Genomic DNA, 15,242 nt, shown 5'->3' on the forward strand with positions numbered 1-15,242 from the left:
CCTGTTTCTGCCGATACTGTGGCCGTCGCTGTCGAAGAAAGGAACGGGTTGAGCCAGACACCGTTCGGCGGTCCACAGGGCCAGAATCCGCCGTACCCGCCGTACCAGCAGCCCCTGCCGCCGCAGCCTTACGGACCGCCACCCGGCCAGTACGGCGGGCAGCCGCAGTACGGGCCGGTGCCACCGGCGCCGCAGCAGGGACCGGGGTTCGGTTGGGGACCCAGCTTCGGCCCGCCCGGGCCGGGTGGCCCTGGATTTCAGCCTGGTTGGCAACCGCAGCAGCCGAAGAAGAAGTCCAAGGGCCTCGCGGTCCTGATGCTCGGGGTGCTCGCGGTGGCGGTCGCCGGCGTGGTCGTCTGGAGCGAGGTCGGCAACAACGCCGCCGACGACTACACCCCGCCGGTCAGCTCGGGTCGCTACACGCCGACCCCGACCACCACCTCGGAGCCGACCGCCGAGCCCACGTCGGAGCCGACCGAGGAGCCGACCAGCACCACCACGACGGCGCCGGGGCCGAAGGCCATCGACGTGGTCGCGAAGAACCGGCTCTACCGGGCCGGCCAGATGGCGGCGACGAACTGCCGGGAGCCGCGGGTGCGCCCGACGACCAACCGCAACGCCGCCGCGTACTGGGCCGCGATCAAGCCCTGCCTGGACCGCGGCTGGGCTCCCCTGGTCGCGAAGGCCGGCTACCGGTTCGAGCCCCCGAGGATGACGTACTGGGCGGGCACCAGCACCAGCACGCCGTGCGGCAACGGACCGGTCTCGGTGCCGTTCTACTGCCCGTCGAACCAGATGATGTACATGAAGGTCGACGTCTTCGTGAAGACCTACCAGGAGTACCCGGACGCGGAGTCCAAGGCGTACTCGCGGATGTGGTACACCCGCTCGATCGCGCACGAGTACGGTCACCACATCCAGGAGCTGACCGGCATCCTCCAGGCCGCCCACGAACTGGAGTACGACGCCGGGTCGTACGACGACCGGCTCCGGATGAACCGCCGGACCGAACTCCAGGCGAACTGTTTCGCCGGGGTCTTCCTGGCCGTGAACAGGCGCAGCTACCCGATCAATGGGCTGATGCTGCAGGTGTGGAACAAGTGGGTCGTCACCGCCGGCGACAAGCCGAACCAGGGCACCCACGGCAGCGCGGCGAGCCAGGCACGCTTCATGGGTCAGTCCTTCCGGACCGGCAACCCGGCGACCTGCAACACCTTCACCGCGTCGCCGAACAACGTCAGCTGAGGCGGCGTCACCCAAGTTCCGGCGGCGCGACCTGCCGCCAGGAGTCGATCAGGATGTCGTGCAACTCGTCGGCGTCCTCGAGGGCGGCGAGGCGGGCCCGGACCCAGTTCGACCCCGCCTCGTGCGGCGGGACCCAGAATTTGTCCGGTTCCGCCGCGATCAGCTCGTCGCGTTCCAGCCGCGGGCACCGGACGGCGAACGACGTCTGGTCGTCCGGGATGGTGATGAACATCCGCCCGGCCACGTCGAAGGTCGGGTGCCCCCAGCGCTCCTTCTCCACCGTCTCCGGGAGGGACAGCGCGATCCGTCGTACGTCGTCAGCGTCCAGCACGCAGACACTCTAAGCGGCCTACCGGACAGACGGTGCCGAACCGGACGGGCTAGCGTTCGGCTGGTGAGTGAGTACATCGACGGCGTCCGGGTGCTGCGGCACAGCGGTACGCAGAACCACACAGACGTCACGCTGACCTTCGCCGTCGGTGCCCGGGACGAGACGCTGCGGACCGTCGGCGTGGCGCACGCGCTGGAGCACCTGGCGATGGGCGCCGTTCGCCGGCTGCCGATCGAGATGAACGCCGAGGTCGACCTGATGACGACCACGTTCGTCGCCTCCGGGTCGGCGGCGCGGGTCGGGGAATTCCTCGAGCAGTTGTGCCGTGCCCTCGCCGAGCCGCCGGTCGAGCGGCTGGCGTTGGAGGCCGGCGTACTCGCGGCTGAAGACGGTCACGCCGCGCATCCGGTCGTGGCGCAGCTGCTGTACGTGCGGTACGGCGCCCAGGGTCCCGGACTGGCGTGGCTGGAGGGGCCGGGGTACGACGGCCTGACACCGGAGCACGTGACCACCTTCGCCCGGACCTGGTTCGTGCCCTCGAACGCCGTACTGCAGGTGACCGGTCCCATGCCGGAAGGACTGCGGCTCGGGTTGCCCGGCGGTTCGGCGCCGACCCGGGTTCTTCCGGTCGGCCGGTCCTTCGACGGTCCGACCGTGGTCGGGGGCGGCATGCCGGCGGCCGGTGTCCTGCTCACGGTGCCGCCGGACGACGCCGTACGGCTGTCCACCCTGACGATCGACGTACTGCGGCATCGGGTCGAAGAGCAGTGCCGTCACGTCGGCGGGCACAGCTACGACGTCGGCGCCGACCTGGTCGCCGGTCCAGGTGGCAGCAGCGACTGGGTGGTGTACGCCGAGGCACGAGAGGGCAGCGAGGAGGCGGTGGCTCGCGCGTTCGTCGAAGCGCTGATCGATCTGACCGCGAACGGTCCGACCGAGGCGGAGCTCGCGTATCAGATCGCCCGCTGTCAGGAACGGCTCGATGCGGACGAGCCCGAACTGCGGCGGGCCTTCGGCAACACGATGGGACGGATGTTCGGCGAACCCGAGCTCGAGCCGGTCGACCGGGAACGGCTGGCGGGCCTGCAGCCTGCTGAGATCGCCGCCGTACTGAAGGACGCTCTTCCCGGTGCGGTCGGGTACGTCTACGAGGACGCGACGCAGGTGTGGGAAGAGTTCGGTTTCCGCCGGGGGTCGCTGTGTCCGGTGATCCCGGAGGTGCCGGCCGGCCGGACCTTCAAGCCGCCGCTCACGGCGCGGGCCTTCGTCAAGGAAGCCCGCTCGATGCTGTGGGTCCGGACCGACGAGGCGCTGGTCCTGCGGGACGAGGACGGCGTTCACGAGATCCGCTGGGACAAGATCGCCGGCGTGATGCGCAGCACCGACGGCCCGACGGTCGTCCTCGGTCTGAACGGGTGCGCGATCCCCGTCGACGACGACATGTTCCGGGGCGCCGCCACCCTGCTGGCGGAGCTGACCGACCGGGTTCCGCCGGAGCTCTGGTTCGACGAGACGAAGCTCCTCGAGGGCTAGTCAGGCGGTCAGACCCGTCTTGGCGTCGAGCAACTGCAGCAGGTCATGGGCGGCCAGTTCGATCGCCTTGTGGCGCCATTCGGAGGCGCGGTAGACGGAGGCGATCAGCGCGGTGCGGTGGATGCGGCGGAAGTCGCCGATGACGAAGGCGTAGCGGGCCTTGGTCTCGTCGTTCGCGCCCACGGTCAGTCCCAGGTGCCAGGCGGCGTACTCCTCCCAGCTGTGCTTCTCCAGGAACGCGTTCTGCTGCTCCGCCCGGGGCTGCACCTCGCCCCAGTCGCTGTCCAGCACGTACTGCCGCGCGTCGATCAGCCGCTTCGCCTGCTCGACGGCCGCGGGGTTGACCTCGTACTTGGCCATACCCCCAGTGTCACGGGTGAGCGGACGCCCGCCAACGACCCGGGCCCGGATGGAAGGGCTGCCGGGCGTGTCGCCAGTACGTCGCCCAGTCCGACGCCCGGTCCGGTTCGGCCGGTACGGCGGGCGCCGACGAGCGGGCCGCGATGACCGCGACCAGCGCGGCGAGCTCCTCCGGAGTCGGATCGCCTTTGACCACCTGCACGATCGGCTCACTCCTCACAGTGGGATGTTCCCATGCTTCTTGGGCGGCAGGGTGTCGCGCTTGGTGCGGAGCAACCGCAGCGCCCGGATGATCTCGGCGCGGGTCTCGCTCGGCTTGATCACGGCGTCGACGTAACCACGCTCGGCGGCGACGTACGGATTGGCCAGGTGGTCCTCGTACTCGGTGATCAGCTGCTGACGGCGGACCTCCGGGTCCTCGGCGGCGGCCAGTTCCCGGCGGTACAGGATGTTGACCGCACCCTGCGCGCCCATCACCGCGATCTGCGCGGTCGGCCAGGCGATGTTCATGTCCGCGCCCAGGTGCTTCGACCCCATCACGTCGTACGCGCCGCCGTACGCCTTGCGGGTGATCACGGTGATCATCGGCACGGTCGCCTCGGCGTAGGCGTAGATCAGCTTGGCGCCGCGGCGGATGATGCCGTTCCACTCCTGGTCGGTGCCGGGCAGGAAGCCGGGCACGTCCACGAAGGTCAGGATCGGCAGGTTGAACGCGTCGCAGGTGCGGACGAACCGGGCCGCCTTCTCGGACGCGTCGATGTCCAGGGTGCCGGCGAACTGCAGCGGCTGGTTCGCCACCACGCCGACCGGGCGACCCTCGACCCGGCCGAAGCCGACGATGATGTTCGGAGCGAACAGCGCCTGCACCTCGAGGAAGTCGCCGTCGTCCAGCACCGCCTCGATCGCGGTGTGCATGTCGTACGGCTGGTTCGGCGAGTCCGGGATCAGCGTGTCCAGCGCCAGGTCGGTCTCGGTCGGCTCCAGGTCCGCCGCCGCGTCGTAGACCGGCGGGTCCTCCAGGTTGTTCTGCGGCAGGTGAGCGACCAGGGCCTTCACCCACTCGATCGCGTCCTCCTCGTCGCTGCCGAGGTAGTGCGCGTTCCCGGACTTGGTGTTGTGCGTCCGGGCGCCGCCGAGCTCCTCCTGGGTGACGTCCTCGCCGGTGACGGTCTTGATCACGTCCGGCCCGGTGATGAACATGTACGACGACTCGTCCACCATCACGGTGAAGTCGGTGACCGCGGGGGAGTAGACCGCGCCGCCGGCACACGGGCCCATGATCAGCGAGATCTGCGGGATCACCCCCGACGCGCGGACATTGCGGCGGAAGATCTCGCCGTACAGGCCGAGACTCACCACACCCTCCTGGATCCGGGCGCCGCCGGAGTCGTTGATACCGATCAGCGGGCAGCCGATCTTCATCGCCAGGTCCATCACCTTGACGATCTTCTCGCCGAACACCTCGCCGAGGCTGCCGCCGAAGACGGTGAAGTCCTGGGCGAACACGCACACCTGCCGGCCGTCGATGGTGCCGAACCCGGTCACCACGCCGTCGCCGTACGGGCGGTTGGCGTCCAGGCCGAAGCTGGTCGAGCGGTGCCGGGCGAACTCGTCCAGCTCGGAGAACGAGCCCTCGTCCAGCAGCAGCGCGATCCGCTCCCGGGCGGTCTTCTTCCCGCGCGCGTGCTGCTTCTCCACCGCGCGCTCCGACCCGGCGTGCACGGCCTCGTCGAGCCGCTGCTCGAGGTCCGCGATCTTCCCGGCGGTGGTGTGGATGTTCACGGTCTTTCCCATAACCGGACAGGCTACGCGCCGGTACGCCGGACCGCCTGTGACGTTGACCGCAACGCCTGCGGTGAACCGGGTCACCGGTAGCTTCGGCGCGGCCGATCAGGCCGGGCCGACGGCGAAGATCTTGGTCAGACGGGCGGCCAGCGCCAGGTCGCCGCGGACCGAGAGGCGTTGTTTCAGCACGGCGAGGACCGGGTCCTCGTTGCCGGTGACGACGCGCAGCAGCGTGGCCGGGTCGGTGCGGATGGAGATGTCGGCGCTGCCGGGCCGTTCGTCGAGCAACGCGCAGCGGCTGTCGCGGATCCGGATCCAGAACTCGTCCACGTCACCGTGAGGACCGGGCCCGCCCGCCCCCGTGATCTGCCAGGCGACGACCGCGTCGAACCCGGCGGCGCGGGCGGGTCGCAGGTACTCCGGCATCCGGCGAAAGATCTCGCGCAACGCGACCTCTCGCACGCCCCCGGTGAGCCGATGCCGAAGCTCCCGCTCCGAGGTCCGGTCGACCAGCCGGGCCAGCTCACACGCATCCAGCGAGGCCAGCCCGTCGGACTCCAGCCACCCGGCGCCGCCTCGCTCGGTCATGGCGACCTCCCCGAAGGTGACGGAAACCGGACCGGAGGCGCAGCCGGAGCGGGTTCCTACCAGACCGTAGGAATTTCCTACGATCTGGTAGCTTTGTCAAGTGGTCGGGGACCGAGAACCGCGCCGCCGGGCGGCCCATCTGGGTCCGGAGCGCCGGCGCCCGATGATCCTGGACGCTGCCCTCGAGGTCTTCTCCGAGAAGGGCTACGCCGGTACGACGATGCAGTCGGTGGCCGACGCCGCCGGGGTGACCAAGCCGGTCGTCTACGACTGCTTCGCCAACCGCGACGAGCTCCTGCTGGCCCTGCTCGCCCGCGAGGAGCAGCACCTGGTCATCTCGATCGTCTCCGCGCTGCCGGCCGACCCGAGCGTCGGGACCCCTGAGGAGCACGTCCTCGAAGGCCTCACCGCCTTCCTCAGCACCGCCGCGAAGAACCCGCGGTCGTGGCGGATCGTCTTCGGGGCCCAGTACGGCGCCGCGCCGGTGGTCGCCGAACGGGTCCGGGCCGCCCGGGCGTTCCTGGTCGAGGGGCTGCGGCTGACCCTGATGAAGTCCCTGCCCGGCGTGACCGACCCGGAGGCGAACCTGCCGGTGCTGGCCGAGTTGCTCGCCTCGATGACCGAGGCGTGTGCCCGGATGCTCGTTGTCGACGGCACCGAACGCACCCCGGCCGAACTGGCGAAGGTGGTCTCCCGGGTGGTCGGCGGCGGGTTCGGCAACGTCTGAGCCGCCGTACTGCGGAGTAGCTGAAAGTGCGGTCACGATTCGGCCTTCCAGCAAGCGGACGATGCGGCGTCGGCGTGCGGCCGCCGATAGGGTGGGCGAACGTGACCGAGACCGGTAGTGAGACCCGTACCCGCGCGCGGTTCGAGGTGCCCGAGGAGCTGCGGGCCGACGTGCGTCTGCTCGGCGAGATCCTCGGCAAGGTGCTGGTCGAGTACGCCGGGCAGCCGCTGCTCGACGATGTCGAGAAACTCCGTGAGCTCACCATCGCCGGTGACGGCGAGGCGGCCGAGCAACTGGTCGCGTCCTGGCCGCACGAGCGGGCCGAGGACGTCGCCCGCGCGTTCACCTGCTACTTCCACCTGACCAACCTCAGTGAGGAGCTGCACCGCACCCGGGTGCTGCGCGAGCGCGACCGGGCCGGCAGTGCGCCGGCGGTGTCCGAGCTGGCCCAGGCCGTCGAGCAGATCTCCGCAGACAGCGGCGAGCAGCAGGCCCGGGCGTTGCTGAACGGACTCGAGTTCCGCCCGGTGCTGACCGCGCACCCGACCGAGGCCCGGCGGCGGGCCGTCCTCGCGACGATCCGGCGCATCTCGTCGCTGCTGCAGGAGCGGTCCGACCCGCGGGCCGGCGACAGCGAACTCGCCGAGAACCGGCGCCGCCTGATCGAGCAGGTCGACATCCTCTGGCGTACGTCGCAACTGCGCACCAGCCGGCCGTCGCCGCTGGACGAGGTGCGGTCCGCGATGGCCGTGTTCGAGGAGACCCTGTTCGATGTCGTCGGCAACGTCTACCGGCGGCTCGACGACGCGCTGGCCGGTGACGCGGCCGGGACCAAGCTGCCGGTGGTGGCGCCGTTCGTGCGTCTCGGCTCGTGGATCGGCGGCGACCGCGACGGCAACCCGAACGTCACCGCGGCGATCACCCGCGAGGCCATGCAGATCCAGGCCGACCACGTGCTGCGCGCGTTGGAGCGGGCCACCGACGCCCTCGGCCGGGCGCTGACCCTGGACGCGGCGACCACTCCGCCGTCCGCGCCGGTCCGCCGGATCCTGGAGGACGCCCGCGCGGTCAACCCGGACCTGATCGCCGACATCGAGACCCGCTCGCCCTCCGAGCCACACCGCCAGCTCCTGCTGCTCGCAGCGCGCCGGCTGGCCGCGACGCGGGCCCGCGACGCCGACTTCGGCTACCCGCGAGCCTCCGATTTCCTGCACGAGCTGAAGGTGCTGCAGGACTCGTTGGTGACCGCTGGAGCTCCGCGGCAGGCGTACGGCGAGCTGCAGCAGCTCATCTGGCAGGTGCAGTCGTTCGGCTTCCACTTGGCCGAGTTGGAGGTCCGTCAGCACTCGTCGGTCCACACCAAGGCGCTGGAAGAGGTGCTGAGTGGTGGCGAGCTCTCCGACCAGACCGAAGAGGTGCTCGCGACGCTCCGCGTGATCGGTCAGATCCAGCAGCGCTTCGGCCCCCAGGCCTGCCGCCGGTACGTCGTTTCGTTCACCCGCAACGCAGGTGACCTGGCGGCCGTCTACGAGCTGGCGGATGCGGCGATGGACGGCCGTCCGATCGAGCTGGACGTCGTACCGCTGTTCGAGACCGGTGAAGACCTGCAGAACTCGGTGGAAGTGCTGGACAACGCCATTCAGCTCACCCGGGTCCGGCACCGGCTCACCGCCAACGACAGGCGCTTCGAGGTCATGCTCGGGTACTCCGACTCCGCCAAGGACGTCGGCCCGGTGTCGGCGACTCTCGCCCTGTACGACGCACAGGCCCGGATCACTGCCTGGGCGCAGCGCAATGCGATCCGTTTGACTCTCTTCCACGGCCGCGGCGGGGCTCTGGGCCGTGGCGGTGGTCCTGCGAACCGCGCCGTACTGGCCCAGGCCCCTGGATCTGTGGGCGGGCGTTTCAAGCTCACTGAGCAAGGTGAGGCGATCCCCGCGCGCTACGGCAACGCCGCGATCGCTCAGCGGCACATCGAGCAGGTGACCGCGGCAACGTTGCTGGCGTCCACTCCGGCTGTCGAGGAGCGGGCGGCCGCTGCGGCGGAGCGGTTCGCCGTGGTGGAGAAGACACTCGACGAGGCTGCGCGTACGGCGTACCACCGGCTGGTGAAGGCGGACGGGTTCGCGGAGTGGTTCGGCCGGGTGACGCCGCTGGAGGAGCTCGGACAGTTGCCGCTCGGGTCGCGTCCCGCACGTCGTGGTGTGGCGGTGTCGTCGCTGGAGGACCTGCGGGCGATCCCGTGGGTGTTCGCCTGGTCGCAGGCCCGCGTGAACGCTCCCGGCTGGTACGGACTGGGTTCGGCGCTCGCCGCGGTCGGCGACCTCGCCGTACTGCGTGATGCGAACCAGAACTGGCCGCTGTTCCAGGTGATGCTGGAGAACGCGGAGATGTCGCTGGCGAAGACCGACCGGCGCATTCTCGGCCGCTACCTCGAGCTGGGCGACCGGCCGGACCTGACGCAGCTGATGCTGGACGAGCACGCGCTGACGACCGAGTGGGTGCTGAAGGTCCTCGACCAGGACCGCCTGCTCGCCGGACGCCGTGTGCTGGGCCGTGCGGTGGAGTTGCGCAACCCGTACGTCGACGCCCTCAGCTACCTGCAGTTGCGGGCACTGCGGACCTTGCGGACGGACGACTCGCTGGACGAGGAGCAGATCGTCCGCACCAGGCGGCTGCTGTTGCTGACCGTCTCCGGTGTTGCCGCCGGCCTGCAGAACACCGGCTGATGTACAGCGACCTCGAGCGGCCGCCGCTCGATGAACGGTTCCTCCGCGGGCGGCTGATCCGACCGGGCTCGTTGTGGACGCAGATCGACGTACTGAACGAGACAGAGTCGACCAACGCAGTCGTAGCGGCTGCAGCGCTGGCTGGCGCGTCTGAAGGGCTGGTGGTCACTGCAGAGCACCAGTCGTCGGGGCGTGGACGGCTTGGGCGCACCTGGACCACACCGCCGCGGTCTGCTCTGCTGACGTCTGTTCTGCTGCGTCCCACGGCCGTGCCCGCGGCGCGGTGGCCGTGGCTGGGCTTACTGGTGCCGTTGGCGGTTGCCGCCGCCGTACGACGGGTGGGGGAGATCCCGGCCCAGGTGAAGTGGCCGAACGACGTACTGGTCGAGGACCGGAAGCTCGCCGGGATCCTGCTCGAGCGAGTGGACGGACCTGCCGCCGTGGTCGGTTTCGGACTGAACGTGACGCTGCGGGAGTCGGAGAAGCCGCATCCCGCTGCCACGTCCCTGGCGCTCGAGGGTGCGGCGACGACCGACCGGGTCACGGTGCTGGCCGCCGTACTGCGTGAGCTTGCTACCCGCTACCAGACATGGGTGGACGCCGACGGGGATCCGTCGACGATCCTGCCGGAGTACCGCCAACACTCCGCGACTCTCGGCCGTCTGGTCCGGGTTGAGCTACCGGACGGCACGTTCCTCGAGGGCAGGGCGCGTGACCTGGACGACGACGGACGGCTGATCGTGGACTCGCCCAGCGGCCCGCGCCCGCTGGCCGCCGGGGATGTCACGCATCTGCGGACCCGTTAGCTGGTGAAGATCTTCGCCGCGGTGATGAGCGTCTGGACGATGCCGTAGCCGAGCAGCACGGCGACCAGCAGCCAGGACACCACCAGGCGCGCGGTCTGGTTCATTTCGCTGCCTCCATCGTCGACTCGGAGCGCTCGTGGAACCGGTCCGCGACCGGCCGGATCAGCAGGTTCGCGACGAAGCCGACCGCCAGCACGCCGACCATCGTGAACAAGGCCGGCCGGTACGCCGCCGCGGTCAGCGTGCCCGGTTTGCCTTCCCGGTCGAGGAATCCGTTGATGATCAGCGGCCCGGCGATCCCGGCCGCCGACCACGCGGTCAGCAACCGGCCGTGGATCGCGCCCACCTGGTAGGTCCCGAACAGATCCCGCAGGTACGCCGGCACGGTCGCGAACCCGCCGCCGTAGAAGGACAGGATCACCGCGGCCAGCAGGACGAAGACCACCGTGCTGGTGTGCCCCGCCGTGGCCAGCAGGAAGTAGGCGACGATGCCGACACCCAGGTACATCGCGTAGATCGGCTTGCGGCCGATCACGTCCGACGTACTGGACCAGCCGAACCGGCCGGCCATGTTGAAGATCGACAGCAGCCCGACGAACCCGGACGCCGCCGCGACCGCGACACCGGACGTGCCGTCGGCACCGCGGAAGAAGTCCTGGATCATCGGGCTGGCCTGCTCGAGGATGCCGATCCCGGCGGTCACGTTGCAGAACAGCACCACCCACAGGCACCAGAACTGGGGCGTCCTGATCGCGTTCGCGGCCGACACGTTGTTCGTGGTGACGAGGGCCTTCCGCTTCACGGTCGCCGGGTCGAAGCCGTCCGGCGTCCAGCCTTCGGCGGGGACGCGGATGTTCACGACGCCGAACATCATGATCATGAAGTAGCCGAGGCCCAGGGTGAGGAACAACGCCACCAGAGCACCGCCGCCGGCCACCGACGCACTGTTGCCCGGGTCGTAGCCGTCGTCGTACAGGCTGAGCAGTTGCCGCGACAGCGGGCTGGCCACCAGCGCGCCGCCGCCGAAACCCATGATCGCCAGGCCGGTGGCGAGACCGGGCCGGTCCGGGAACCACTTGATCAGTGTGGAGACCGGGGAGATGTAGCCGATGCCGAGCCCGATGCCGCCGATGACGCCGTACCCGAGGTAGACGATCCAGAGCTGGCCGGTGCCGATGCCGAGCGCGCCGACACCGAATCCGGTGGCCCAGAAACAGGCCGACACGAACATTGCCTTGCGCGGGCCGTTGCGTTCCACCCAGGTGCCGCCGACCGCGGCGGACAGGCCCAGCATCACGATCGCGATGCTGAAGATCACCCCGATCGCGGTCTGACTGGTGTCGAAGTGTTTCACCAGTGACGTCTTGTAGACGCTGGTCGCGTACGCCTGGCCGATGCACAGGTGGACGGCGAGCGCGGCCGGTGGGATCAGCCAGCGGCTGTACCCGGGTGGGGCGACGGTGTGCTCCCGGTCGAGAAACGACAAGATGCCTCCTTCTCTCGTCCCCCACTGGTAGCCCTTCGCGCATACTGGCTCACTGTATGCAATTTGTGAAGGGTTCAATCAGTTGTCTGCCCCGGTGGGGGCGGCCGTGTCGGGACGGGACAAGGGAACCCGGGAACTGTGACACTTGGGGTATGGCGATCTCGGCGAAGTTGTTGGGTGACGACGAGTACGTCGTGGTCAGCACCCGGACGCACTGGAAGGCGTTGGTCTTCCCGGTGTTCGTGCTGCTCCTGGTGGCGGGCGCGGGCGGATTCCTGGCCGCGATCGTGCCGACCGGCAGCATGCAGACGCCGCTGCGGATCGCCATTCTCGCGGTCGGTGTGGTGGTGCTGCTGACGTTCGCGGCGAAGCCGTTCCTGAACTGGTTCTTCTCCACGTACACGCTGACCAACCGCCGCCTGATCACTCGCCACGGCGTCCTCACCCGCACCGGCCGGGACATCCCGCTGATGCGGATCAACGACGTCTCCTACGAGCACGGCCTGATCGACCGGATCCTCGGCTGCGGCACCCTGCACATCGAGTCCGCCGGCGAACGCGGCCAGGTCGTCCTGCCCGACGTACCGCATGTCGAGCACGTCCACCTGCAGATGTCCGACCTGCTCTTCGGCGGCCCCGAGGGCAGACCCGGCGACGGCGTCCTGGACGACGAGCAACCCCCCGAACACCTCCGCCGCCGCCCCCAACCCGCCACCGACGACGGCGAAACCCTCTTCAGCTCCGACGACAACCGCTAGGAAGGCCGGCCGTGGCGAGGCCGCGGCGCCACCCGGAGCAACGGGTGACGCCGGTGGACCTCAGCTGCCCTCGACGACCTCGTAGATGTGATCCGCGAGCAGCCCGTGCGCTTCGCGGTGTACGGCGATGGCCGCTTCGGCGTTCGGGGCTTCGGCGAGGCAGAACACCTTCTGGCTGTCCTCGTCGACCCAGTAGCGCAGGTACTTGACGCCGTAGCTGTCCTGCACCGCCATGTCGGCCTTGTGCGCCTCGGCGACGTCCTTGGCGGTCGCGCCTTCCGGCAGGCTCTCGTGAACGTCCATGAACAGGGCCATGGCCGCCTCCTAACGGTTCCGCCGGGCCCCTCCCACGACCCCGGCTCTGATACGGCCAGTGTCATGCCGGGGCCGGCGGTGGGCCATGCCTGCGCCGGCTCCGTAAGCGACCGGAAAGCCGCCCGGCGAGTGGGTCAGCGGACGACCGGGAGGTCGCCGGTGGACTCGCCGTCGAGGGCGGCGGGGGAGTCGGGGGCCGGGGTGTGCTCGGCCTCCTCGAGGGCGATCTCCTCGCGGAAGACGAACTTGCGGTACGACCAGAACCGGAACAGCGTGCCCAGGCCGAGGCCGATCACGTTCGCGGAGATGTTGTCGGCCAGCCAGCTGTGCAGGTCCAGCACGTAGCGGGAGAACGCGAGGCAGCCGGCCGCGATCAGCAGGCCGATGCCGTTCAGCACGAAGAACAGCACGTACTCACGGCGCAGGCCGCTGCGCTCGCGGTGCTTCCAGGTCCAGTGCCGGTTGCCCAGGTACGTCGCGATGGTCGCGGCCGTGACCGAGATGACCTTCGCGGTCAGCGGCTTGTGGTGCAGCATGCCGACGCCGGAGTCGCCGAGCACCAGCGGGTTGTTGAACACCAGCCAGTTGTAGATCGGCAGGTCGACGACCATGCCGAGCAGACCGACCAGACCGAACTTGGCCACTTCGTGCACCAGGTGCTCGACCCGGGCATACAGCGTGGTGACGAACTTCAACGGTCTCCGGAACCTTCTGTGATCACAGCGCGACGGCAGGGCAGCTTCCCACGGTACCCGGCGACCGGGCCGACACCGAAATCCGCCGCGTGCCGCAGCGCGTCACCGTGGCCGCCGCGAACCCGGTGTTGTATGGACATTAGGCTCCTGCCTGTGAAGTTCGATCGAAACGACCTCCCCCTCGGTACGCCGGTGGTCGGCATGGTCGGCGGCGGGCAGCTGGCCCGGATGACGCAGGAGGCCGCGGTCGCGCTCGGCGTCCAGCTGCGGGTGCTGGCCGAAGGCCCGGCGGTGTCGGCGGCCCAGGCGGTGGCGGACGCGCCCGTCGGCGACTACCGGGACCCCGAGACGGTACGGCGCTTCGCCGCCGAGTGTGACGTGGTCACCTTCGACCACGAGCACGTGCCGACCGACCTGCTGCACGCCCTCGAGTCGGACGGTGTGAAGGTCCGCCCCGGCCCGGACGCCTTGGTGCACGCGCAGGACAAGGCGGTTATGCGCCGCCGCCTGGACACCTTCGACGCGCCCTCGCCCGCCCACCAGGTGGTCGAGTCACCGGCCGACGTCGACGACTTCGCCAAGCGGGTCGGCGGCTTCCCGGTCATCCTGAAGACCACCCGCGGCGGGTACGACGGCAAGGGTGTCTGGTTCGTGAACGGCCCGGACGACGAGGCGATCGCGGCCGCGTTCGGCGCCGGCGTACCGATCCTGGCCGAGGAGAAGGTCGACTTCGTCCGCGAACTGTCCGCGATCGTGGCCCGGTCGCCGCACGGCCAGGCGGTCGCCTACCCGATCGTCGAGTCGGTGCAGAAGGACGGCATCTGCGTCGAGGTCACCGCGCCGGCGCCCGGCCTGGCCCCGGACAAGGCCGCACTGGCCCAGCAGACCGCGCTGAAGATCGCCGGTGAGCTCGGCGTGGTCGGCATCCTCGCGGTGGAGATGTTCGAGGCCCGCGACGGCCGCCTGCTGGTCAACGAACTCGCGATGCGCCCGCACAACACCGGCCACTGGTCGATCGACGGAGCGGTCACCTCCCAGTTCGAGAACCACCTCCGGGCGGTACTCGACCTGCCGCTCGGGTCGCCGGCCGCGCGGGCGCCGTACACGGTGATGGTCAACGTGCTCGGCGGTGACGTCCAGGACATGCACCGCGGGCTGCTGCACTGCATGGCCCGCGACCCTGGGCTGAAGGTCCACTTCTACGGCAAGTCCGTGAAATCCGGCCGCAAGGTCGGTCACGTCACGGCGTACGGCGACGACCTCGAGGACGTCCGCGAGCGCGCCCGGCACGCGGCCGCGTACCTGACCGGCACCATCGACGAGTAAGGCGGCGGCATGACTGTTGGAATCGTGATGGGGTCGGACTCGGACTGGCCGACGATGAAGGCCGCGGCCGAGGTCTGCACCGAGTTCGACGTGCCCTTTGAGGCAGATGTGATATCGGCGCACCGGATGCCCACGGAGATGATCGACTACGGACGGTCAGCGCACGAGCGGGGTCTCAAGGTGCTGATCGCGGGCGCCGGCGGTGCCGCGCACCTGCCGGGGATGCTGGCGTCGGTGACTCCGCTGCCGGTGATCGGCGTCCCGGTGCCGCTGAAGTACCTGGACGGGATGGACTCGCTGCTGTCCATCGTGCAGATGCCGGCCGGGGTGCCGGTGGCAACGGTGTCGATCGGGAACGCCCGCAACGCCGGTCTGCTCGCGGTCCGGATCCTGGCCGCGTCGGACGAGAAGCTGCGGGACCGGATGGTCGCTTTCCAGGAGTCGCTGGCGGACCTGGCCCGGGCCAAGGGGAGTACCGTCCGTGACAGCGCGGCAGAGCTCCGTAAAGGCTGACCACAGCCTGTTTTCCACAAGCTGCAGCCGGGTAGCCGTGAGATC

At 69.7% G+C, this 15,242-nt stretch carries 17 protein-coding genes; 8 read left to right on the plus strand and 9 right to left on the minus strand.

Annotation, left to right across the window (positions count from 1 at the left end; translation table 11 throughout):
- The first annotated feature begins 48 nt into the window (after positions 1-48).
- A complete protein-coding gene (locus ACYVOK_RS15675; RefSeq protein WP_460663143.1) occupies positions 49-1,245 on the plus strand; it encodes a neutral zinc metallopeptidase in 1,197 nt (398 codons plus the stop codon).
- A gap of 7 nt (positions 1,246-1,252) precedes the next feature.
- On the opposite strand, the gene ACYVOK_RS15680 is transcribed toward ACYVOK_RS15675, so the two are convergent.
- The gene (locus ACYVOK_RS15680; RefSeq protein ID WP_460663144.1) at positions 1,253-1,576 is read right to left on the minus strand and encodes an MmcQ/YjbR family DNA-binding protein; all 324 of its coding nucleotides are present in this window, start codon (positions 1,574-1,576) and stop codon (positions 1,253-1,255) included.
- A gap of 63 nt (positions 1,577-1,639) precedes the next feature.
- Here ACYVOK_RS15680 and ACYVOK_RS15685 point away from each other — a divergent pair, with 63 nt between their 5' ends.
- Positions 1,640-3,109, plus strand: coding sequence for a peptidase M16 family protein (locus ACYVOK_RS15685; RefSeq protein WP_460663145.1), 1,470 nt, complete (start codon positions 1,640-1,642; stop codon positions 3,107-3,109).
- On the opposite strand, the gene ACYVOK_RS15690 is transcribed toward ACYVOK_RS15685, so the two are convergent.
- From ACYVOK_RS15690 to ACYVOK_RS15705, 4 genes are all read right to left on the minus strand, one after another.
- On the minus strand, positions 3,110-3,469 hold the full coding sequence (locus ACYVOK_RS15690; protein WP_460663146.1) for a hypothetical protein: 360 nt from the start codon (positions 3,467-3,469) through the stop codon (positions 3,110-3,112).
- Between the two features lie 10 nt (positions 3,470-3,479).
- On the minus strand, positions 3,480-3,689 hold the full coding sequence (locus ACYVOK_RS15695) for an acyl-CoA carboxylase subunit epsilon (RefSeq protein WP_460663147.1): 210 nt from the start codon (positions 3,687-3,689) through the stop codon (positions 3,480-3,482).
- Complete coding sequence (locus tag ACYVOK_RS15700; protein WP_460663148.1) at positions 3,686-5,263, minus strand: acyl-CoA carboxylase subunit beta; 1,578 nt, start codon at positions 5,261-5,263, stop codon at positions 3,686-3,688. Before ACYVOK_RS15700 ends, ACYVOK_RS15695 begins: the two co-directional genes overlap by 4 nt.
- 96 nt (positions 5,264-5,359) lie before the next feature.
- Positions 5,360-5,842 (minus strand): SCP2 sterol-binding domain-containing protein, encoded by a 483-nt coding sequence (locus ACYVOK_RS15705; protein ID WP_460663149.1) that lies wholly within the window; start codon positions 5,840-5,842, stop codon positions 5,360-5,362.
- Between the two features lie 100 nt (positions 5,843-5,942).
- Here ACYVOK_RS15705 and ACYVOK_RS15710 point away from each other — a divergent pair, with 100 nt between their 5' ends.
- The 3 genes from ACYVOK_RS15710 to ACYVOK_RS15720 all read left to right on the plus strand — a co-directional run bounded on the left by ACYVOK_RS15710 (position 5,943) and on the right by ACYVOK_RS15720 (position 10,104).
- On the plus strand, positions 5,943-6,569 hold the full coding sequence (locus ACYVOK_RS15710) for a TetR/AcrR family transcriptional regulator (protein WP_460663150.1): 627 nt from the start codon (positions 5,943-5,945) through the stop codon (positions 6,567-6,569).
- A 101-nt stretch (positions 6,570-6,670) separates the two neighbouring features.
- Entirely contained in the window at positions 6,671-9,298 is a 2,628-nt protein-coding gene (locus tag ACYVOK_RS15715; RefSeq protein WP_460663151.1) for a phosphoenolpyruvate carboxylase, read from the plus strand.
- Positions 9,298-10,104, plus strand: coding sequence for a biotin--[acetyl-CoA-carboxylase] ligase (locus ACYVOK_RS15720; protein WP_460663152.1), 807 nt, complete (start codon positions 9,298-9,300; stop codon positions 10,102-10,104). The genes ACYVOK_RS15715 and ACYVOK_RS15720 overlap by 1 nt, the downstream gene beginning before the upstream one ends.
- On the opposite strand, the gene ACYVOK_RS15725 is transcribed toward ACYVOK_RS15720, so the two are convergent.
- Together ACYVOK_RS15725 and ACYVOK_RS15730 are read right to left on the minus strand one after the other, a co-directional pair.
- Positions 10,101-10,208: an MFS transporter small subunit gene (locus ACYVOK_RS15725; protein ID WP_460663153.1), complete on the minus strand. Its 108-nt coding sequence runs from the start codon at positions 10,206-10,208 to the stop codon at positions 10,101-10,103. The genes ACYVOK_RS15720 and ACYVOK_RS15725 overlap by 4 nt on opposite strands.
- On the minus strand, positions 10,205-11,590 hold the full coding sequence (locus tag ACYVOK_RS15730) for an OFA family MFS transporter (protein ID WP_460663154.1): 1,386 nt from the start codon (positions 11,588-11,590) through the stop codon (positions 10,205-10,207). Before ACYVOK_RS15730 ends, ACYVOK_RS15725 begins: the two co-directional genes overlap by 4 nt.
- A gap of 152 nt (positions 11,591-11,742) precedes the next feature.
- Between ACYVOK_RS15730 and ACYVOK_RS15735 the strand changes: the two genes are divergently transcribed.
- The gene (locus ACYVOK_RS15735) at positions 11,743-12,348 is read left to right on the plus strand and encodes a PH domain-containing protein (protein ID WP_460663155.1); all 606 of its coding nucleotides are present in this window, start codon (positions 11,743-11,745) and stop codon (positions 12,346-12,348) included.
- A gap of 60 nt (positions 12,349-12,408) precedes the next feature.
- On the opposite strand, the gene ACYVOK_RS15740 is transcribed toward ACYVOK_RS15735, so the two are convergent.
- A complete protein-coding gene (locus ACYVOK_RS15740) occupies positions 12,409-12,663 on the minus strand; it encodes a DUF4242 domain-containing protein (protein WP_460663156.1) in 255 nt (84 codons plus the stop codon).
- A 134-nt stretch (positions 12,664-12,797) separates the two neighbouring features.
- Positions 12,798-13,358: a GtrA family protein gene (locus tag ACYVOK_RS15745; RefSeq protein WP_460663157.1), complete on the minus strand. Its 561-nt coding sequence runs from the start codon at positions 13,356-13,358 to the stop codon at positions 12,798-12,800.
- A 153-nt stretch (positions 13,359-13,511) separates the two neighbouring features.
- Here ACYVOK_RS15745 and ACYVOK_RS15750 point away from each other — a divergent pair, with 153 nt between their 5' ends.
- Together ACYVOK_RS15750 and purE are read left to right on the plus strand one after the other, a co-directional pair.
- The gene (locus ACYVOK_RS15750; RefSeq protein WP_460663158.1) at positions 13,512-14,684 is read left to right on the plus strand and encodes a 5-(carboxyamino)imidazole ribonucleotide synthase; all 1,173 of its coding nucleotides are present in this window, start codon (positions 13,512-13,514) and stop codon (positions 14,682-14,684) included.
- 9 nt (positions 14,685-14,693) lie between these two features.
- Positions 14,694-15,197, plus strand: a complete 504-nt coding sequence (purE, locus tag ACYVOK_RS15755) for a 5-(carboxyamino)imidazole ribonucleotide mutase (protein ID WP_460663159.1) — start codon at positions 14,694-14,696, stop codon at positions 15,195-15,197.
- Positions 15,198-15,242: the final 45 nt, after the last annotated feature.

This window comes from Kribbella swartbergensis (assembly GCF_054784135.1).